The organism is Virgisporangium ochraceum (genome assembly GCF_016863655.1).
In the GTDB taxonomy this organism is placed as follows: Bacteria; Actinomycetota; Actinomycetes; order Mycobacteriales; family Micromonosporaceae; genus Virgisporangium; species Virgisporangium ochraceum.
Window position 1 is genome coordinate 63,873 of the sequence record NZ_BOPH01000010.1, and the last position, 18,828, is coordinate 82,700.

Sequence of the window (18,828 nt, forward strand, 5' to 3'; positions counted from 1 at the left end):
CGATGTGGGATTGTCCATTTGTGGCGAACTTCTGGCGGCTGGCGGCCTCGTCGGGCCTGTCGAACCTCGGCGACGGGACGTTCAAGGTCGCGCTGCCCCTGGCCGCCGTCGGCTTCACGCGGTCACCGACGCTGGTCGCCGGCGTGACCTTCGCGGTCACCCTGCCCTGGCTGCTGTTCGCCCTACCGGCCGGCGCGCTCGCCGACCGCGTCGACCGCCGCCGGGCGATGATCGGAGCGGACGTGGCCCGCGGCGCCCTGCTGGCCGCCCTCACCGTGTGCGTGGTCGCCGACCTCGGGACCATCTGGCTGCTGTACGGCGCGGCCCTCGCCATCGGCGTCGCCGAGACGGTGTACGACACCTCGGCGCAGTCGATCCTGCCCCGGGTCGTGCCGCGCGACGACCTCGCCCGCGCCAACGGGCGCCTCTACGCGATCGAACTGACCGCCAACGAGTTCGTCGGTCCGGCGTTGGCCGGGTTCGTCGTCGCGCTCGGCGCGGGAGTGGCGTTCGGGACGCCCGCGGCGCTGTGGGCCTTGGCGGCGGTGGCCCTGGTGTCGATGCGGGGCTCCTACCGGGCCGAGCGGACCGGGCGCACCACGCTGCGCGCCGACATCGCGGAGGGGCTGCGTTTCCTCTGGCGGCACCGGTTGCTGCGGACGCTCGCGGTGATGGTCGGCATCTCCAACCTCGCCAACAACGCGGTGATGGCGATCCTCGTCCTGTACGCGGTGGGTCCGATGGGCCTGTCGGCGCCCGGATTCGGCCTCCTCATGACCACGTTCGCGGCCGGCAGCCTGCTCGGATCCTTCGTGGCCGAACGGATCCAGCGCACGCTCGGCCGGGCCCGCGCGCTCGCCCTGACCATCGTGACCCGCGCCCTGCCGTTCGCCGTGCTCGCCGTCTCCGCGAACCCGTACCTCGCCGGTGCCACGTTCTTCGTCGGTGGCGCCACCAACGTCGTGTGGAACATCGTCACGGTGTCGTTGCGGCAACGGGTCACGCCCGACCACCTGCTCGGCCGGGTGAACAGCGGCTACCGCCTCGTCGCGTGGGGCAGCATGCCGCTCGGCGCCGCCGCCGGCGGACTGCTGGCCCACGCGTTCGGGCTGCGGCCGGTCTTCGCCGTCATGGCCGTCGTGACGTTGGCGCTTCTGGCCGGCATGCTGATCGTCACGGACAGCCGCATGGACGCGGCCGAGCGCGACGGTGTCGCGCCCGGCCCTGACGCCCGTTAGTCAGCGCGATGTACTCGCCCGACCTGGTGCGTCCGGCGGCACCTGGACCGACGGCACACTCCTCGGCCCGATCCTCGCGTCGTACCGCCAACTCGCCCGATCCACCACCGGGTCCGACACCCGTGCCGCGCCGTAACGGGAGGTCGAGTGTGCTGGCGTGACGGGCCGGCGGACGGCTCTGGCCCCGGTGCGAAAGCTCGCACCGGGGCCAGACGGTCAACGCGGTCGGCGCCATCGGCGCCACACGCGGTCAGCGGGTCGGGGCCCCCAGCCAGCCCAGGTCCGGGAGCTGGCCTACCTCGACTGCGGCGGCCGTCGCCAGCAGGTCCTCGCGCGACACGTCCGGGAACAGGGTGAACACCGTCAGCTTCAGGCCGGATGCCAGGTCGATCACGACCCATGCGTGCTGGCCCATGCCGGCCGCGGGACCTTCGATGGCGCGGGTGACCAGGCGGGCCGGCCGGCCGGCTACGACGATGGACTCGCCGCCCTCGGGGGCGTCGGTGGACGGGCCGAGCCGGGCGTAGATGCCGCGGTCGGCGCTGCGGGTCGACTCCTTCTTCTCCGTCGTCGCGGAGTCGGCGCCGGGCGACTTGCCGTAGCCGGTCAGCTCCAGCTGCCAGCGGCTGGCCGAGTCACCGACCAGTTGCGACGCCGCCGGGGACAACCCCGCCGGCAGCCAGCCGAACCTCATCGGGACCGGCACCTGGCCCTGGTCGGGCTGCACCGAGCGGGCGATCTTCAGCAGGTCGGCCTCGGAGACCACCTCGATGTTGTGGATGAAGATCACCGTCTGCGGGTCGATCACCCAGTGCACCGACGACTTCCGGTTCGCGGCTCCGCCACTGATGCGACCCGGCCGGCCGTTGATGTCGACCGGCTGACCGCCGTCGTCGAACTGGTCGACGCCGTTCTGGGTCTTGACCACGGCGAACTCCAACCGGGAGCCGCCCATGTCGAAGCCGCTGTCGGTGTTGGCCCGCTTCCAGACCCGCACCGGTCCGTCATAGCCGAACCCGGACGCGAGAGGCACGGTGCGCGACCGCTCGGTGAGGCCGGCCGGCAACCACGTCGGCTTGTACCGCAGGTCGACAGCGGTGGGCGCGACCGGCGCGGCCGGTCCCGACGACGCGGGCGACGACGCAGGCGCACCGGGCCCCGCCCCCTGCGGTACCGGAGCGTCATCGAGCGCGAGCACCGGCACGGCGAACGCGGTCAGCGCGGCCGCCGCGACCAGCCCCCCGGCCAGCGTGCCGTACCGGCGGCGGCTACGGCGGACGGCGCGGCGCGGGAGGTCCGCGCGTACCCGGTCGGGATCGGGGGCCCGTTCGGCCTGGCGCTGCAGTGCCTGGCGCAGCAGGTCCTCGGTGCTGGTGGTCATCGGTGCTCTCCCAAGGTCATGACGAACGGGGCGGGTAACGACTTGCGCAGCGCCGCCAGGGCTCGCGAAATGAGACTGCGTACCGTGACCGTCCGGCAGCCGAGCAGGTCGGCGATCTCCTCGTCGGGCAGGTCCTCGTAGAACCGCAGCGCAACCGCGGCCCGCTGCTTCGGCGGCAGGGCGGCCACCAGCCGCAGCACCGCGTCACGCTCGTCGACCGCGGTCGACGGGTCGGCGGCCGGCGCGGAGTACAGGTCCAGCTGCTCCCAGGCCAGCGGAACCACACGCGCCGCCCGACGGCGCCGCCAGGACAGGAACTCGTTGAGAACCATCCTCTTCACGTACCGCTCGGGAGCATCCACCGCGCTGATCCGCTCCCAGCGGGCCTGCGCCCGCACCAGGACGTCCTGCGTGATGTCCTCCGCGAGGTGGGCGTCACAGGTCACCACGGTGGCGTAGCGCAGCAGCGCGCCGAGCCGAAAGGCAACGAACTCGTCGAACGTCACGGATGTGCCACCTTCGAAAGCTGCCGGATCGGTCCCCCTCGAAACGCACCGACACCGCCGGATTGTGGCAGTGCCCGGGAACTTTCGTGAACGGACGGCTCAGACCAGGCCGTGCCGGTGGGCGAACACCACGATCTGCACCCGGTCGCGCAGCGCCAGCTTGCGCAGGATCGCACCCACGTGCGTCTTCACCGTCGACTCGCTGAGGAACACCGCCGCCGCGATCTCGGCGTTGGACAGCCCGCGGGCCACCGCCGTGAACACCTCGCGCTCCTTGTCGGTGAGCCCGACGAACGCCGCCGGCGGCGGGGTCTCCGCCTGGAACTGCCGGTCGAGCAGCGTCGCCAGGTCCTGCGGGGCGAGCACGGCGTTGCCGGCGTGCACGGTGCGGATCGCGTCACGCAGCATCAGCGGCGTGGTGTCCTTCAGCAGGAAGCCGCTCGCGCCGTGACGGATCGCGGTGGCGGCACGGTCGTCGAGGTTGAACGTGGTCAGCACGATCACGCGGACGGGTCTCGTACGCCGGGCGACCCGCTCCGGCGCGAAGATCTGCCGGGACGCCTCCACGCCGTCCATCTGCGGCATCCGCATGTCCATCAGCACGACGTCGGGTCGCAGCTCCTCGACCAGACGGACCGCCTCGACCCCGTCGCCGGCGGCGCCGATCACGCGCATGCCCTCCTGCGCGTCGATGATGACCCGCACGCCTTCGCGGAACAGCTCCTGGTCGTCGACGAGCAGCACGGTGATCTCGTCGCTCATCGGGTGCCGTCCCGCGCCGGAACGATCGCGGTCACGGTGAACGTGGTCTCGGCGGCCTGCACGTCCAGGTGGCCACCGATCTCGTCGAGCCGGCGCCGCATCCCGTCCAGGCCGCGTCCATGGCCGAGGGGGCCGTCGCAACCAGAGCCCTCGGTCCCGTTCGTCACCTCGATCATCAGAGCGTCGGCCGGTGTCGTCGTCCAGTGCCGTTCGGTGACGATCGGCCGGTCGCGCCGCCCGTGCTTGATGGCGTTCGTCAGCATCTCCTGGAAGACCCGGTAGGCCACCGCCGCGTTCTCGCCCGTGAGCCGACGCGGCGTACCCACCTCGGTCGCGACGATCTCGTGTCCGCTGTCGCGCACGCCCGCGATCAGACCGTCGAACCCCGGCACCGTGGCCGGGTCCTGGGTCGACGAGAGCACCTGACGCACGTCCTGCAGCGACGAACGCGCCGAGGTGGCGATCGTTCGCAGCGTCCTCTTCAGCCGCTCGGTGTCGTCGAGGTACTGCCCCGACTCGGCCTGCGCCAGGATCACCGCCAACGAGTGACCGACGACGTCGTGGACGTCGCGGGCCAGTCGGGTCTGCTGGTCGCGCAGCTCGACGATCTCGCGGATGTGGTCGGTCTCGCGCCGCGCCACGGTCGCGGCCTCCTCCGCCGCCAGCATCGATGCCCGCGAGACCTTCGCACGGTCGAGCGACCGCATGACCAGCCCGGCCGGCCAGGGCGCGGCGACGAGCAGCATCGCGACCAGCGACAGGGCCAGCTCCAGCGTCGGTCGCTGCCTGATGACGTCGTCGACCCGCGACCCGCCCACCAGGAGGTGCAGGAAGATCGTCCGGCCCTGGTGCAGGACGAACGCCACCACCACGGCGAGCGGCACGGACAACGCGCTCATCACGACCGTCGCCGAGCGGCCCCACCGGGCGCTCCCGAAGAACACGGCGGTCAACGTGAACTCGACGAGCATGATCGGCACGCCGAACCGCACGTGGAGCAGGCCCAGCACCCACACCAGCGCCAGCCCCACGGCCGGTGCCCGGCGGGAGGCCGCCACCGCGAACGCGACGACCAGCGTCTGCGCGAAGCCGTCGACGCGGCCGTTCGTGATCGCGTACAACACGACGGCCTCGACGAAGCCGACCGCGATCACGATCAGCGCGACGACCGCCTCAGGCAGCGACGGGCGCCAGTCGATCTCGCTCATCCGGTCATCCAGGAAGGTGGGCACATGTCCCGCACAGGGAACCACCCGTGGGGCCGGGCCGGCAAAGAATTGCGATATCAGACCGGCAGCGCATCGCGCACCAGCAGGTCGAGGAGAGCGTCGAAGGACATTCCGGACGCCGCGAACATCCGGGGCACCTGCGACCGCGCGGTGAAGCCGGGCATGGTGTTCACCTCGATGAGCACCGGCCCCCGCTCGGTGAGGAAGAAGTCGACCCGGGCGACGCCGGCGCAGCCGAGCGCGTCGTACATGGTCACGGCCGCGCGTTCAAGGCGCTCGCGGTCCGTCCGGTCCACAGGCGCCGGGACGACGAAGTCGGGCTCGCCGGCGTACTTGGCGGCATGGTCGAAGATCCCACCGCCGGGCACGACGATCTCGAGCGCCGGCGCCACGACCCGCGACCCGTCCGGGCGGCCGAGCACCGCCAGGTCGATCTCCCGGCCGGTCACGACGTCCTCCACGAGCACCCGGTCGTCGTGGGCGAACGCGGCGTCGAGGGCCGGCTCGAGCGCGGCGGCGTCGCGCACGAGCGTCACCCCGTGGCTGGACCCCGCGGTGACCGGCTTGACCACGACCGGACCCCTGAAGTCGCACGCGTCGCCGCGCGTGAGCAGCCGCCCGGGGGCCGTGCCGACCCCGACCGCGTCCGCGACGAGCTTCGTGACCCACTTGTCCATCGCCAGCGCGCCCGCGCCCAGCGGCGACCCCACGCACGGCACGCCGGCGAGGTCGCACAGGGCCGCGAGCGTGCCGTCCTCGCCGTGCGGACCGTGCAGCACCGGGAAGACCGCCGCGCACGACCGCAGCACCCGGACCGCTCGGGCGAGACCGGTCGGCTTGTCGTCCGGGTCGCGCCACTCCCCGGCGGGGTCGATGGTGAGCCGGACGGCCTCGTAGCCCGCCTTCTCCAGGCCGTCGGCCACCCCGGCGGCCGACGCGAGGGAGACGTCGTGTTCACAGTTGCGGCCGCCGCCGATGACGGCGATGCGGGTCGGTGTCATGGGTCGCTCCAAACGGGTCAGTCGAGGGACAGTCCGGCGGCGGGCGTCACCCGCGCGGCCCGGCGGGCCGGGAGAACGCTCGCGAGCAGCCCGGCCAGGGCGGCAATGAGGATCACGACACCGAGCGAAAGCCACGGGACCCGCAGAGTGGCGCCACTGAGTGCCCGCGTCACGAACGTCTCGTGGCCGACCCACGCGAACCCGACGCCGAGCACGGTGCCGAGCAGGGTCGCCACCACCGACAGCAGCATCGCCTCGGCCGCCAGCATCCGCCGCAGCTGCCTGCGCGTGAGCCCGAGCGCGCGCAGCATCGCGTGTTCGCGGCCGCGTTCGAGGACGGACAGCCCGAGCGTGTTCGCGATCCCGATCAGCGCGATCGCCACGGAGATGCCGAGCAGCCCGAGCACCATCCACGTCAGCGTCCGCAGTTCCTGGTTCTCCGACTCCCAGGGCTGCAGCTGGTTGGTGATCCGCGCGCCGGCCGAGTCGGCCAGCTCGTCGAGGTCGCCCACCAGGCGCGCCGCGTCGGCGCCGGCGTCGGCCCGGACCCAGATGGCCTGCGGCTCGGGCGCGTCGGTGAGCGCCGCCAGCGTGTCGGGCGCGACCACGCCCGCCGACCCCCAGCCGGTACCGACGGCGACCCGCACCCGCACCTGCCGGTCGCCGACCCGGACCGTCACCGGTTCGCCGGGCGTCACCCTGCTGTAGGCGGCCCGGTCGAGCCGGATCGTTCCGGGCTCGACCCGCGCGAACGCCCCGCCGTCGCGGGCCACCCGGTCCGCCTCCGGCACGGCGACGACCGGTACCGGCCGGTCGAACCCGGTGACCTCGGCCATGACGCCGTCGACGGCGATCGCGTCGTCGACGCCGGGGGTACGGCGTACCCGGTCGAGCAGGTCAGCGGCGACCGGCCCACCGGCCGAGGTGAGCGTGGCGTCGATGGGGTGCTGCTCACCGCGTCTCCCCTCGACAGCCGCGCGGGTCGTGGCCAACCCCGTGAGCACCGCGGTCGTCAGCGTGACGCCGACCAGCAGGGACGCGGTGGTGACGGCGGTCCGGCGCGGGTTGCGCACGGCGTTCTCCCGCGCCAGCCGCCCGGCCGCCCCCAGCGGCGCGCCGACGACCCGGATCAGGCGCGGGACCAGCACCGGCCCGAACAGCAGGACGGCGACGAACACCAGGCCCCCGCCCGCCAGCATCACCGCCGTGGCGTCCCGGGCGACGGCCACCCCGAGCAGCACCAGCCCGACGGCCAGGAGGCAGGCGGCGGGCACCACCCTCGTAGGCGTGCGCACGTCGACGGCGACCGTGGGACGCAGCGCCGCGAGCGGGCTCACGCGCGTCACCCGGCGGGTCGGCAACCACGCCGCCGCCATCGTGACCGCCAGGCCCACGACGAACCCGCCCACCAGCCAGGGCGTGGGCAGATTGGCCGCGCCCATCGGCGCCCGGGGCGCGAGCGCGTTGATCAGGCCGATCAGCCCGTAGCCGAGGCCGACGCCGACCGCGATGCCCGTCAGCGACGCGAGCACCCCGACGGTGGCCGCCTCGCGGCGCACCGACCGCGCCACCTGCCGCCGGGTCGCGCCGACGCAGCGCAGCAGCGCGAAGTCACGCAGCCGTTGCGCGAACAGGATCGCGAACGTGTTAGCGATCACCAGCGCGGAGACGAACACCGCGATGCCGGCGAACACCAGCAGCAGCACCGACAACGCGTCGACGCCGTGGTTGAGCTGGGTCCGCCGCTCGTTGATGAACTCCTCCGGCGACCGCACCCGCGCGCCCGCCGGAACCTCACCGACCTCGCCGCGCACCGCGACGGTGTTCGCGTCGAGGTTGTCCCGCCACCGCAGGAGCTGCGGCCAGGTGACGTACACCGAGGCCTGCCCCGGCGACGAGGGCGACGTCACGATGCCGACCACCTCCACGTCGGCCACGGTGGCGCCCTCGCCGATCCGGACCCGGTCGCCGACGGCGATCTCCCGGGCCTCGGCGACCCACACGTCCACGACCGCCTCGCCCGTGCCGGTCGGGAAGCGGCCCGACCGGAGCGTCTGCCAGCGCAGCTCCGGCGCGGTGGTGATCGGGCCCACGACCGTTCCCGGGAGCACCCCGCCGTCGAACCGCATCGTCAGCTCGGCCCGGCCGATCGGCGCCGCGTTCGCTCCGAGACGCTCGACGAGCGCGATCGCGCCCTCCGTGCGGGTCCCGTCGACCACGTGGTCGGCGTTGCGGAACGGCGCGCCGAAGCCGTCCATGAGACCGGCCCGCGCACCGGCCGTGATCACCCCGATCACGACGACGAACGCGACCCCGATCACGACCGCCACCGCCGCCGCGACGTATCTGCGTACGTGGATGCGCAGCGACGCGAGGAGTACCGTCCGCATCAGGCGATCCGCCCGTCGCGCATGGTGACCACGTCGTCGGCGCGGGCCGCGGCGTCGCGGTCGTGGGTGACCATCACGACGGTCTGGCCGAGTTCGCGGACCGACCGGCGCAGGTGGTCGAGCACCTCCGCCGACGTCGTGCTGTCGAGGTTGCCCGTCGGCTCGTCGGCGAACAGCAGGTCGGGCCCGGTGATCAGGGCCCGCGCGATGGCGACCCGCTGCTGCTGCCCACCGGACAGCTCCGCGGGCCGGTGACCGAGGCGGTCGGCCACGCCGAGGGTGTCGGCCAACCGGTGCGCGCGCTCCCGGGTCCCATCGTCGATCTTCCGGCCGCCCAGTTCGAGCGGGAGCACGATGTTCTGCAACGCGGTGAGCATCGGCAGCAGGTTGAACGACTGGAACACGAAGCCCACGTGCTCGCGACGGAAGACGGTGAGCGCGTCGTCGTCGAGCGACCCGAGGTCGGTGCCGGCCACGGTGACGGTGCCGGCGCTGGCCCGGTCGAGCCCGGCCAGACAGTGCATCAGCGTCGACTTGCCCGACCCGCTCGGTCCCATGATCGCCGTGAACCGTCCGCGGGGGAGGTCGAGATCGACGCCGCGCAGGGCGTGCACCTCGGCCTCGCCCCGGCCGTAGGCCTTGGTCAGGCCCCGCGCGGTGGCGGCGAGCGTCATCCGGTACTCCTCCGGTGCAGGCGGGCGCTGAGGCCCGTGACGATCTCGTGTTCGAGGGTCTCGGCCCAGCCCGCCCACTGCGCCGTGGTCGGCTCGCCGTGGTCGCCCGGCCCGAAGACGGTCACCGGGTCGCCCGCGCACGCCGGGCTGCCGGGTCCCAGGTCGACGACGGTCATGTCCATGGAGATCCGGCCGACCACCGGACGGCGCGCGCCGGCCACCCAGACCTCGGCGCGTCCGGACGCCAGCCGGGGCAGGCCGTCGGCGTAGCCGACCGGGACCAGTCCCAGCCGCGTCGCCCGCCTCGCCGTCCAGGTGTGTCCGTAGCCGACCGCGGTGCCGGCCGGCACGCTGCGGACGGTCACCAGCGGGGCGGTCAGCGTCAGGGCGGGCCGCAGCGGCACGGTGCCCGACTCGTCGATGCCGACCAGGCCCGCCCCGATCCGGCTCATCGTGTGGTGCGACAGCGGATCGCTGAGCGTGGCGGCCGTCGCGGCGAGGTGGTGGTCGGCCGGGCGCAGGCCCGCGGCCCGCGCCACCCGCAGGCCCCACGCGAACCGGTCGCGGCCCCGGGCGTTGGCCGCGTGGCCGGGCCGTCCGGCGCAGGGCAGGTGACCCATGACCCCCACGACCCGCACCCGACCGTCCCGCTCGGCGTCCCGGGCGGCGCGGCACAGCCGGTCCCACCGCGCGGGTTCGGCGCCGTCGCGGCCCAGCCCGGTGTCCAACTGCAGGTGGACGCGCGCGCCCGGCGCGGTACGGGCGATCGCGTGCAGGTGGTCCAGGCCGGGGACGCCGAGCTCGACGTCCAGCCGCCGTGCCTCGGTGAAGTCGGCGCCGGGCGGGTTGAGCCAGCTCAGGATCCGCTGGGTCAGGCCGGCCTCGCGCAGCGGACGCGCCTCGTCGAGGCTGGTGACGCCCAGCCGGGTCGCGCCGCCGGCGAGCGCCGCCCGCGCGACGTCCACCTGCCCGTGGCCGAAGCCGTCGGCCTTCACCACCGCCATCAGCTCGCCGGCCGTCCGGGACCCGATCGTGCGCACGTTCGCGGTCACGGCGCCGAGGTCCACCCGCAGCGTCGCCCGCGGTCGTACGGACATCAGGACTGTCATGCGATCACGGTGACCGCCGCGGGTGGGCCGTCACCTCCGTCTGAGGTGCCGATCACCGGTCCTCGAGGCTGATCCTGCGGCGAGCCGCCCCGCGCGGCCCGCGCCGGTCCGGCAAGATTTCGGGATGCTCACCGATGAGGACCTCGACACCTCGACGCTGACCCCGCGGCAACGTCAGATCCTCGCCGTGATCCAGGAGTGGGCGCTCCGGTACGGCTACTCGCCGTCGACCCGCGACATCGCCGACGAGGTGGGGCTGGCGTCCCCGTCGTCGGTCGGGCGGCACCTGCGCACCCTGGAGGACCTCGGGTACCTGCGGCGCGGCCGGTCGACGCGGCCAGTCGACATCCGCGGGTTCCTCCAGCCGGTTCCGCACCAGCGCACCGACAACGCGACGATCGGCGTGCCCGTGCTCGGCGACATCGCCGCCGGCACGCCGATCCTGGCCGAACAGAGCTTCGACGAGGTGCTCCCGTTACCCCGCGACCTGGTCGGCCGGGGCACCCTGTTCGGCCTCCGCGTCCGCGGCGACTCCATGGTCGACGCGGCGATCTGCGACGGCGACATCGTCGTCGTGAAGCAGCAGTCCGAGGCCTACAACGGCGACATCGTGGCCGCGATGCTCGACGACGAGGCGACGGTCAAGGTCTACCGCCGTCGCGGCGGCCATGTGATCCTCGAGCCCCGCAACCCCGCCTACGACGACCTCGAGGGCGACCACGCGGTCATCCTCGGCAAGGTCGTCACCGTCCTGCGCCGCACCTAGCCGACGGCGGTCCCCTCCAGCTCGACCAGCTGGCCGGGTACCGCGAGCCGGGTGACCCCGAGCATCGTGGTGGCCGGCGCCACCCGGGCGGCGCCCAGCCGCGCCGCGAGCACGCCGTAGTGCGGGAACAGCCCGTCGACGTCGGTCGTGTAGACGTTGAGCCGCACCAGGTTCGCCAGCGACATGCCGGCCTCGCGCAGCACCGCCTCCAGGTTGTCCAGGCTCAGCGCCAACTGCGCCGCCATGTCGCCGTCGTGCCGGGGCCTGCCGTCGTCGCCCATCGCGGTCTGCCCGGAGCAGTACAGGGTCCGGGACTGACCCGAGACGAGTTCGCCCTGGTTGAATCCGAGTTCCACCGACCAGGTGACCGGGTTGACCGCCACACGTTCCACTGCCACGTCGTCTCCATTCGGGTTGCTGCCAGTGGGACCAGCCTCTCCACGAATCACGACATCCTGTGTCATATATTTTGGGCATGCGCGCCGACCGGTTGGTCTCCCTGGTGCTGCTGCTGCGCCAGCGCGGTCGGCTCTCCGCGGCCACGCTGGCCCGCGAGCTGGAGGTCTCCACCCGCACCGTGCTGCGTGACATCGAGGCGCTGTCGGCGGCCGGCGTCCCGGTCTACGCCGAACGCGGCCGGCACGGCGGGTTCGCGCTGCTGCCCGGCTTCCAGACCGACCTCACCGGGCTGAACCACGACGAGGCGCTCGCCCTTCTGGTCGCCGGATCGCGGCGCGGCGCACAGGTGTTCGGTCTCGGCTCGGCGCTCGCCTCGGCGATGCTCAAGGTGGTCGACGCGCTGCCCGAGAGCCACCGCGACGCCGCGGCGGGCGTCGCCGAGCGTCTGCTCATCGACCCGGAGACCGATCTGCTCGCGCGCCGCACGGTCGCCGACGAGGTGCCCGACGCCACGGTGGCGGAGGTTCGCCGGGCGGTGTTCGCCGGACGCAAGTTGCGCATCCACTACGCGGCCGTGGGGCACGCCCCGCGGTGGCGCACCGTCGACCCGATCGGCCTGGTGACCGTTCGCGACCAGGGCTACCTGCTGGCCACGAGATCGGGCGCCGACCGCACCTACCGGCTCTCGCGCATCCTGGCCGCCGAGGCCCTCGCCGAACCGGCGCAGCGGCCCGACCGGGTCGACCTGAACCGGATCTGGCGGGAGCGCAGCACCCGGTTCCGCGCCGGCGACGACCAGGTCACCGTGCGGGTGCGGGTGCACCCGGCGCGGCGGGAGGATCTGGTCGGCACCGCGGTGGCCGTGCTCACCGAGGCGTCCGACGTCGACGGCTGGCTGCGGTTGGAGGTCACGTTCCAGGACCGGCGGCACGCCGAATGGGCGCTGTGGCAGCTCTCCACGAACGCGGAGGCGCTGGCTCCGGACTGGCTACGCGCGTCCCTGTACGACCGCGCGACGGCGCTCGCCGGCCGCTACGCGTCAAGGGACGATCACCACGCCGCCCCGTAGGCCGCCCCCGGCCATCCGCTCGTGGGCGGCCGCGGCGTCGGCGAAGGGGTACACCTCGGCGACCCGCAGCGGGAGGTCACCGCTCTCGACCAGCGTGACGAGCCGGGCCAGCCGGGACCCGTCCGGCAGCACCTCCAGCGCGAACGTCCGGATTCCCCGCACCGGCTCCGGGCGGAGCGGGGGTGACGCGGCGACGTAGCCGCCGCCGTCGCGGACGAGGTCGAGCAGTGGGGCGCCGATCACGGCCAGGTCGACGACCGCGTCGAACGTGCCCTTCGGGTCGTCCGACCGGGACAGGAACGTCGCGCCCAGCGACTCGACGAACGCCCGGTCGTCGTCGCCGGCGAGTCCCGTGGCGTGCAGGCCGGCCGCCCGGGCCAGCGCCAGCGCGAACCCGCCGACCTGCCCGGCGGCGCCGGTGACGAGCACGGTCGAGCCTTCGGGGAGCGCGAGGAACTCGAGGGCCTGCGCGGCGGCGAGGCCGTTCGTCGGCAGGGTCGCCGCCTCGGTCGCCGGGACGTTCGTGGGCGCCGCGGTCAGGGAGGCGGCGTCGAGCACCACGTACTCGGCGTGGGCGCCGACGGTGGTCTGCAGCCACGACGAGAAGCCGATGACCGCGTCTCCGACCGCGAAGCCGTCGACCGACGCACCGACCGCGTCGACGGTGCCGGCCACGTCCCATCCGGGCGTGTACGGCAGCCCGGTCGGCAGCGGTGCCGGGAACCGCCCGGCGCGGACCATCAGATCGACCGGGTGCAGCGCGGACGCGCCGACCCGCACCCGCACCTGCCCCGGACCGGCCTCGGGCACCGGCACCTCCGCCACGTGCAGGACCTCCGGCCCTCCGAACTCCGTGTACCTCACCGCGCGCATCGCCGTCTCCTTCATGGGGATCTCGTGATCACCCCGACCGTACGAAGAGGAAGGCACCGTGAGAAAGTAGGTACCTTGGAGTGCCTAGGGCACCGGAAGAGGTGGAAGATGGCGACGACGACCGCGGCGCAGCGACGTGAGCAGGCAAAACGAGACTACGATGCCTTCCTGGCCGGCTGCCCGACCCGCGAGCTGCTGAGCCGGCTCACCGACAAGTGGGTCGCGCTGGTGATCCCGGCGCTGGCGGGCGGGCCGCAGCGGCACAGCGAACTCGCCCACCGCATCGCCGGTGTCAGCCAGAAGATGCTCACCCAGACGCTGCGCACCCTGGAGCGCGACGGCCTGGTCACCCGGACGGTCACCGCGTCGGTGCCCGTCCGCGTCGACTACGAGCTGACCCCGCTCGGCCACGAACTTTTCCCGGTGATGCTCGCGATCAAGGCCTGGGCGGAGTCCCATATGGACCGCGTCTTCGAGGCCCGCGCCCGGTTCGACGCCGCCGTCAGCTGAGTCCACGGTAGGTTCCGCCGCCGGGGCGGCGGTCAGCTGCCGTCCTAGCCCTTGCCCTTGCCCTTGTCCTTGCCGGCGCCGTTGCCGGCGCCCTTGTCCTTGCCGCCGCCGTTGCCGGCGCCCTTGTCCTTGCCGCCGCCGTTGCCGGCGCCTTTGTCCTTACCGGCACCATTGCCGGCCCCATTGCCCGCGCCCTTGTCGGAGCCGTTGCCCGAACCCTTGCCGGATCCGTTCGAGCCGTTCTTGTCCTTGCCGGATCCGCCGCCCTTTCCGGCGTCGGCGGCCTGCGGCTTCCTGTCGTCGCCGGCGTTTCCGGCCTTCTCGTCCTTCCCCGCGAGGACGCCGTCGCAGTACGCGGCCACCTTGTCCGCTCCGCCGGCCGCCTGTGCCAGCGCCTGCCCGGCCACGCTGTCCCGGTTGCCGCCCGAGCGGTACGCCTGGCAGAGACCCCGGGCCGCTGGTCCGGAGGCGTCGGGCCCGCGGGGCGTCCCGCTGGCGTCGGGCTCGGGGCTCGCCGACGGCGCGACGCTCGGCGTCGCGCCGGGCTCCTCGGTGGGACCGGTCTCCGGCTGCTCCGCCGCCTCACGGGGCGCCGGCACTCCCAGGCCACCGGCGACATCGTGGGCCGCCTGCTGGACGGATGCCGGCAGGGCACCCGTCTCGGCGGCGACGCCCGTTCCGGCCACGGTCACGGCGGCGAAACCCGCGACCACCTTGACCGCCAGCGACTTTCCGATCAGTACACCGAGCACCGCGCCACCTCACCGCTTCCGAAGTTCCGGTGTTCAGCCAACGGCGGCGCGGGTGCCATCCGGTTGCCGGCACGGGTTCGGCACCGGAGCAGAACTCGACCAGGAGGTGTCGGGGCCGAGGCTCTACGCGCAGGCGATGCAGCGCCGGGCGAACGGCCGGACCTCGAGCCGTTCCCGGGCGATCGGCCGCCCGCAGCCCTCGCAGACGCCGTAGGTGCCGGTGTCGACCCGGTGCAGGGCCTCGTCGACCTCGGCGATCCGTCGTCGGGTGGCGGCCAGCAGCGCGGTCAACTGGGCACGTTCGAAGCCGATCGTGGCGCCTTCCGGGTCGTGCTCGTCGTCGGCGTTCGAGTCGCGGGAGGCGGTGAACAGCGCCTCCAGGTCGTTGGCCAGGGTCGCCGCCTCGGCCTCGGCGCTCGCGCGGAGCCGCAGAAGCTCGTCGCGGGCCGTCACATGCGGGCTTTCAGCACGTCGATCTCGCAGCCCGGCTTGGCCGGGTCGAAGCCGTGCTCGGCGAGCCAGCGGACCGCCGTCAGGCTCCGCAGCGACCACCACGCCCGGATCACGTCGACGTCGACGGCGGTGCCGTAGCCGGCGAGGACGTCGTCGAGGCGCTCCTCGTGTCCGAGCGTCAGGGTCGCGAGGTCCCACAGCGCGTCGCCGCGGGCCGCCTCCGACCAGTCGATGATGCCGGTGACCTCGTCACCCTCGACGAAGATGTGGGTGATCTGCAGGTCGCCGTGCGTGAACACCGGCGTCCACGGCCGGAGCGCGGCCTCGGCGACCTCGCGGTTGCGCGTGACCAGGTCGGCGGGAAGGACACCGGTCGCGACGAGCTGTTCGCACTCGCTGTCGAGCTCCGCGACGATGCTGTCGAGGCTCCGGCCGGGCCACGGCGGCAGCGGCGCCTCGTGCAATGTCCGGATGGCGGCCCCCGCCGCCGCCCAGGCCGCCGACGACGCGGCCGACGGTTCCCCGAGCACGCCGAGCGCCGTGCCTGGCACGGCGGAGATGGCGAGCACGGGCGGCTGGCGCCACAGGACCCGCGGAGTGGGGACCGGCGCGAGGGCCAGAGCCTCGACCTCGACGTCGATGCGCGCCTGATCCGAGTCGACCTTCAGGAACACGTCGCCGACCCGCAGCGTCACCCGCTCCTCATGAGCGACGACGACCCTGACCTCGTCCACGCCGGCCATTATCACGACCGGTCCACGCCGTCGCCACGGGTTTCCGAAACGTCCACAGTGGACGCTCAAGCGGCGGTTGGTCGACGGCACCTGCTGGCTGATCGTCGTTCCGTTCGTGGCCTGGGCGGGGTGCCGCCGGCCCGGTCTGGAGCCGGTACGGCCTGCGCTCGACGTGGCCCGCCGACGGGCGCCTGATGCCCGGCGTCACGCTGGACCGCGTGCTGGCCGAACGGCACGAGGCCCGCCATCCGGAAGCCAGGCAGACTGGAGGGATGGACCGGACCGAGCTGCGTGCCCTGATGGTCGACTTCACCCGGTGGAGTCGGCAGGCCGCGGCCGTCCAGCGCAGGCACGGCAGCGTGCAGGAGACGGCGGAGGCCGCCGAACGCCTCCTGGAGTCACGCGCCGTCGTCGTCCAGCACGCGCGACGCAACGCGTGGCGGGTCGTGCCGCTGGAACGCAAGCACGGTTGGATCGTGGGTCCCCTGCGCGAACGCGCTGTGCTGCCGACGTTCACCCGCGGCGACCAGGCGCTGATCCGGCTGCTGACGGTCGAGGTGCCGCGCGCGCGGGCCGACGTGAACGCCGCCCTGGGGCTGCGGCGCTATCTCGCCGGGCCGAGGAAGCGCCAGCGGGCCGAGGCGTCGGCAGCGTTCCTGCGCCGCCAGCACGACGTGTTCATCGAGACGGGCTGGCCGCAGCGGCTCGAGGAGCTGAGCGAGCGCACCGTCGACGAGTCCGTGGGCTTCGAGGCGCTCGTCGATCCCGCGCTCGGTGTCGTTCCCGAGGATCCCGCCCACAGCCCTGAGGTCATCGAACGGTCCGCGCTCGACGGCCTGGCCAAGGCGTTGGCCGCCATCGACAGGATCGTGCAGGGCGAGGCGGAGTACCGCGCCGCGGCTCGGGACGCCGCGATCCTCGTGCGGCGGGTCGAGACGATGCGCGTGCTGCGGGAGATGTCGACCGACGCGTTGAAGACGGCGACCCGTGACCGGCTCCGGCTCGGCGGCCTCGCACCGGCCGGCATCCACACCGTCGCGCAGGTTCTGGCCGACGCCGACACACTGCCGACGCTGCCGGGTCTCGGCGAAGTGTCGGCGCGACACATCCTCGGCGCCGCGCAGACGTTGCGGCACACGACGTTCGAGGAGACGCCGGTGCGCATCGACGTCACCCGGCGCAGCCCCGAGGTGACCGAGCTGCTGCGCTGCCTCGCCGAGTGGGACGCCCGCCGCCGCACCCGGGGCGCCGCCGCCGACCTGGAACGGGCGGCCGAACTGGCGCCGATCGTGGAAGGGCTCACTTTCTCCACCACGCATCTGCTGGTGGTTCCGCTTCGGGAACTGCCGGTGGGCGAACTGTGGGAGAGCATCGACGTCGTGCGGCACCGGGCCGAACAGTTGCGCCGCACCAAGCCGTCAGGCTACCGGACCCGCGACCCGTGGGAGGACTTCCTCGCCCGGCCGGCGGACTACTTCGCGATGCTCTCCGAACTCGGTTTCCTCACCGGCGACGAGGAGGCCACGCACGGCAATCTGCCCGACGACATCGTCAAGGCGGTGCGCGACCAGCCACTCAACGGCGAACACCTGAAGGCGTCGCTGCGTGGCTACCAGAGTTTCGCGGTGCGCTTCGTTCTCGTGCAGCGCAAGGTGATCATCGGCGACGAGATGGGTCTCGGCAAGACGTTCGAGGCGATCGCCGTGCTGGCGCACCTGCGCAGCCGGGGCGAGAACCGTTTCGTCGTCGTGTGCCCGGCGGCCGTCGTGACGAACTGGGTGCGCGAGGTGACCGGCAAGTCGACGCTCTCCGCCCACCGGGTGCACGGTGCCGACCGCGACCACGCGGCCCGCGTCTGGGAACGCGACGGCGGTGTCGCGGTCACCACGTTCGAGACGCTCGCCGCGTGGCAGCCCGGTCCCAACCTCGCCTGCGTCGTCGTCGACGAGGCGCACTACATCAAGAACCCGAACGCGCAGCGTTCCGTGCGCACCGCCGCCATCGTCGAGCGCGCGGCCCGCGCCGTCCTGCTGACCGGCACCCCGTTGGAGAACAAGGTGTCGGAGTTCCGCAGCCTCGCGTCCTACGTGCGTCCCGACCTGACGGTCGACAGCGACGGCGCCGCGCTGTCGGCGAAGGCGTTCCGCCGCCAGATCGCGCCGGCGTACCTGCGGCGCAACCAGGAGGACGTGCTGTCGGAACTGCCGGGGCTGGTGGAGGTCGACGAGTGGCTGCCACTGTCCACAGAGGACGCCGCGGCCTACCGGGCGGCGGTCGACAGCGGCAACTTCATGGAGATGCGTCAGGCGGCGATGCGCCAGGGCGCGAAGTCCGAGAAGGTGCGGCGGCTGGTCGAGATCGTCCGCGAGGCGGAGGAGAACGAGCGGAAGGTCATCGTCTTCTCCTACTTCCGCGGCATCCTCGACCTGGTGGCGAAGACCTTGCGGGGACCGGTGTTCGGGCCGCTCACCGGTTCGGTCGGCTCCGACGATCGGCAGCGCATGGTGGACGAGTTCTCGGCGGCGAGGCACGGAGCCACTCTCGTGTCGCAGATCGTGGCCGGGGGCGTAGGCCTGAACGTCCAGGCCGCATCGGTGGTCATCTTCTGCGAACCCCAACTGAAGCCGACCATCGAGGCCCAGGCGATCGCGCGGGCGCACCGGATGGGTCAGGTGCGTTCGGTGCAGGTGCACCGGCTGCTGTCGGAGGAGAGCGTCGACCAACGCATCGTCGAACTGCTCGAGGCGAAGCGCAAACTCTTCGAGGACTTCGCCCGCGGCAGCGACATCGCCGACGCGGCGCCGGACGCGGTCGACCTGTCCGAGGCGGAACTGGCCCGCGAGGTCGTCGCCTCGGAACGGAAGCGGCTGCTGAACTCCTGAACGGCGGGCTTCCCCATCGGGGGATCCCGCGCCCGGACGGGCGATCAGTTCATCCGTTTGCGGTCGTCTGATCGCACGGTCGGCGTTGCGCGGACCGTGA

The 18,828-nt window shown here is 73.2% G+C and carries 18 protein-coding genes; 5 read left to right on the forward strand and 13 right to left on the reverse strand.

Features of this window, described 5'->3' with window-relative positions:
• Positions 1 to 20 precede the first annotated feature (20 nt).
• The gene (locus tag Voc01_RS03850) at positions 21 to 1,238 is read left to right on the forward strand and encodes an MFS transporter (protein WP_239159921.1); all 1,218 of its coding nucleotides are present in this window, start codon (positions 21 to 23) and stop codon (positions 1,236 to 1,238) included.
• Between the two features lie 250 nt (positions 1,239 to 1,488).
• Here the strand turns inward: Voc01_RS03850 and Voc01_RS03855 are convergent, their stop codons facing one another.
• The 8 genes from Voc01_RS03855 to alr all read right to left on the reverse strand — a co-directional run bounded on the left by Voc01_RS03855 (position 1,489) and on the right by alr (position 10,290).
• Positions 1,489 to 2,619: a hypothetical protein gene (locus Voc01_RS03855; protein ID WP_203925843.1), complete on the reverse strand. Its 1,131-nt coding sequence runs from the start codon at positions 2,617 to 2,619 to the stop codon at positions 1,489 to 1,491.
• Positions 2,616 to 3,125 carry a SigE family RNA polymerase sigma factor gene (locus Voc01_RS03860; protein WP_203925844.1) on the reverse strand — a complete coding sequence of 170 codons (510 nt, stop codon included), beginning with the start codon at positions 3,123 to 3,125 and terminating at the stop codon, positions 2,616 to 2,618. Before Voc01_RS03860 ends, Voc01_RS03855 begins: the two co-directional genes overlap by 4 nt.
• A 99-nt stretch (positions 3,126 to 3,224) precedes the next feature.
• Positions 3,225 to 3,887 (reverse strand): response regulator, encoded by a 663-nt coding sequence (locus Voc01_RS03865; protein WP_203925845.1) that lies wholly within the window; start codon positions 3,885 to 3,887, stop codon positions 3,225 to 3,227.
• Positions 3,884 to 5,095 carry a sensor histidine kinase gene (locus tag Voc01_RS03870; RefSeq protein ID WP_203925846.1) on the reverse strand — a complete coding sequence of 404 codons (1,212 nt, stop codon included), beginning with the start codon at positions 5,093 to 5,095 and terminating at the stop codon, positions 3,884 to 3,886. The genes Voc01_RS03865 and Voc01_RS03870 overlap by 4 nt, the downstream gene beginning before the upstream one ends.
• 77 nt (positions 5,096 to 5,172) lie before the next feature.
• Entirely contained in the window at positions 5,173 to 6,117 is a 945-nt protein-coding gene (locus Voc01_RS03875; protein ID WP_203925847.1) for a D-alanine--D-alanine ligase family protein, read from the reverse strand.
• A 17-nt stretch (positions 6,118 to 6,134) separates the two neighbouring features.
• Positions 6,135 to 8,507: an ABC transporter permease gene (locus Voc01_RS03880; RefSeq protein WP_203925848.1), complete on the reverse strand. Its 2,373-nt coding sequence runs from the start codon at positions 8,505 to 8,507 to the stop codon at positions 6,135 to 6,137.
• Positions 8,507 to 9,181 carry an ABC transporter ATP-binding protein gene (locus Voc01_RS03885; RefSeq protein ID WP_203925849.1) on the reverse strand — a complete coding sequence of 225 codons (675 nt, stop codon included), beginning with the start codon at positions 9,179 to 9,181 and terminating at the stop codon, positions 8,507 to 8,509. Before Voc01_RS03885 ends, Voc01_RS03880 begins: the two co-directional genes overlap by 1 nt.
• Complete coding sequence (gene alr, locus Voc01_RS03890; protein WP_239159922.1) at positions 9,178 to 10,290, reverse strand: alanine racemase; 1,113 nt, start codon at positions 10,288 to 10,290, stop codon at positions 9,178 to 9,180. The genes Voc01_RS03885 and alr overlap by 4 nt, the downstream gene beginning before the upstream one ends.
• Positions 10,291 to 10,414: 124 nt before the next feature.
• Here alr and lexA point away from each other — a divergent pair, with 124 nt between their 5' ends.
• The gene (gene lexA / locus Voc01_RS03895; protein ID WP_203925850.1) at positions 10,415 to 11,056 is read left to right on the forward strand and encodes a transcriptional repressor LexA; all 642 of its coding nucleotides are present in this window, start codon (positions 10,415 to 10,417) and stop codon (positions 11,054 to 11,056) included.
• On the opposite strand, the gene Voc01_RS03900 is transcribed toward lexA, so the two are convergent.
• On the reverse strand, positions 11,053 to 11,454 hold the full coding sequence (locus Voc01_RS03900; RefSeq protein ID WP_239159923.1) for a RidA family protein: 402 nt from the start codon (positions 11,452 to 11,454) through the stop codon (positions 11,053 to 11,055). The two genes, lexA and Voc01_RS03900, sit on opposite strands and share 4 nt — an antisense overlap.
• Before the next feature lie 77 nt (positions 11,455 to 11,531).
• Here Voc01_RS03900 and Voc01_RS03905 point away from each other — a divergent pair, with 77 nt between their 5' ends.
• On the forward strand, positions 11,532 to 12,524 hold the full coding sequence (locus Voc01_RS03905; protein WP_203925851.1) for a helix-turn-helix transcriptional regulator: 993 nt from the start codon (positions 11,532 to 11,534) through the stop codon (positions 12,522 to 12,524).
• Here the strand turns inward: Voc01_RS03905 and Voc01_RS03910 are convergent.
• On the reverse strand, positions 12,495 to 13,397 hold the full coding sequence (locus tag Voc01_RS03910; RefSeq protein ID WP_203925852.1) for an NADP-dependent oxidoreductase: 903 nt from the start codon (positions 13,395 to 13,397) through the stop codon (positions 12,495 to 12,497). The two genes, Voc01_RS03905 and Voc01_RS03910, sit on opposite strands and share 30 nt — an antisense overlap.
• Positions 13,398 to 13,505: 108 nt before the next feature.
• On the opposite strand from Voc01_RS03910, the gene Voc01_RS03915 reads away from it, so the two are divergent.
• The gene (locus tag Voc01_RS03915; RefSeq protein ID WP_203925853.1) at positions 13,506 to 13,907 is read left to right on the forward strand and encodes a winged helix-turn-helix transcriptional regulator; all 402 of its coding nucleotides are present in this window, start codon (positions 13,506 to 13,508) and stop codon (positions 13,905 to 13,907) included.
• A gap of 44 nt (positions 13,908 to 13,951) precedes the next feature.
• Here the strand turns inward: Voc01_RS03915 and Voc01_RS03920 are convergent, their stop codons facing one another.
• The 3 genes from Voc01_RS03920 to Voc01_RS03930 form a co-directional block, all read right to left on the reverse strand.
• The gene (locus tag Voc01_RS03920) at positions 13,952 to 14,659 is read right to left on the reverse strand and encodes a hypothetical protein (RefSeq protein WP_203925854.1); all 708 of its coding nucleotides are present in this window, start codon (positions 14,657 to 14,659) and stop codon (positions 13,952 to 13,954) included.
• Between the two features lie 123 nt (positions 14,660 to 14,782).
• Positions 14,783 to 15,112 carry a TraR/DksA family transcriptional regulator gene (locus Voc01_RS03925; protein WP_203925855.1) on the reverse strand — a complete coding sequence of 110 codons (330 nt, stop codon included), beginning with the start codon at positions 15,110 to 15,112 and terminating at the stop codon, positions 14,783 to 14,785.
• Positions 15,109 to 15,855 (reverse strand): phosphotransferase family protein, encoded by a 747-nt coding sequence (locus tag Voc01_RS03930; protein WP_203925856.1) that lies wholly within the window; start codon positions 15,853 to 15,855, stop codon positions 15,109 to 15,111. Before Voc01_RS03930 ends, Voc01_RS03925 begins: the two co-directional genes overlap by 4 nt.
• 263 nt (positions 15,856 to 16,118) lie before the next feature.
• On the opposite strand from Voc01_RS03930, the gene Voc01_RS03935 reads away from it, so the two are divergent.
• Entirely contained in the window at positions 16,119 to 18,728 is a 2,610-nt protein-coding gene (locus Voc01_RS03935; RefSeq protein WP_203925857.1) for a DEAD/DEAH box helicase, read from the forward strand.
• Positions 18,729 to 18,828: the final 100 nt, after the last annotated feature.

Coding starts and splice junctions, on each gene's coding strand:
- Voc01_RS03855 (WP_203925843.1), bottom strand. CDS start 2,619: ATGACCACCAGCACCGAGGACCTGCTGCGCCAGGCACTGCAGCGCCAG.
- Voc01_RS03865 (WP_203925845.1), bottom strand. CDS start 3,887: ATGAGCGACGAGATCACCGTGCTGCTCGTCGACGACCAGGAGCTGTTC.
- Voc01_RS03870 (WP_203925846.1), bottom strand. CDS start 5,095: ATGAGCGAGATCGACTGGCGCCCGTCGCTGCCTGAGGCGGTCGTCGCG.
- Voc01_RS03875 (WP_203925847.1), bottom strand. CDS start 6,117: ATGACACCGACCCGCATCGCCGTCATCGGCGGCGGCCGCAACTGTGAA.
- Voc01_RS03880 (WP_203925848.1), bottom strand. CDS start 8,507: ATGCGGACGGTACTCCTCGCGTCGCTGCGCATCCACGTACGCAGATAC.
- Voc01_RS03885 (WP_203925849.1), bottom strand. CDS start 9,181: ATGACGCTCGCCGCCACCGCGCGGGGCCTGACCAAGGCCTACGGCCGG.
- alr (WP_239159922.1), bottom strand. CDS start 10,290: ATGACAGTCCTGATGTCCGTACGACCGCGGGCGACGCTGCGGGTGGAC.
- lexA (WP_203925850.1), top strand. CDS start 10,415: ATGCTCACCGATGAGGACCTCGACACCTCGACGCTGACCCCGCGGCAA.
- Voc01_RS03905 (WP_203925851.1), top strand. CDS start 11,532: ATGCGCGCCGACCGGTTGGTCTCCCTGGTGCTGCTGCTGCGCCAGCGC.
- Voc01_RS03910 (WP_203925852.1), bottom strand. CDS start 13,397: ATGCGCGCGGTGAGGTACACGGAGTTCGGAGGGCCGGAGGTCCTGCAC.
- Voc01_RS03915 (WP_203925853.1), top strand. CDS start 13,506: ATGGCGACGACGACCGCGGCGCAGCGACGTGAGCAGGCAAAACGAGAC.
- Voc01_RS03930 (WP_203925856.1), bottom strand. CDS start 15,855: ATGGCCGGCGTGGACGAGGTCAGGGTCGTCGTCGCTCATGAGGAGCGG.
- Voc01_RS03935 (WP_203925857.1), top strand. CDS start 16,119: ATGGACCGGACCGAGCTGCGTGCCCTGATGGTCGACTTCACCCGGTGG.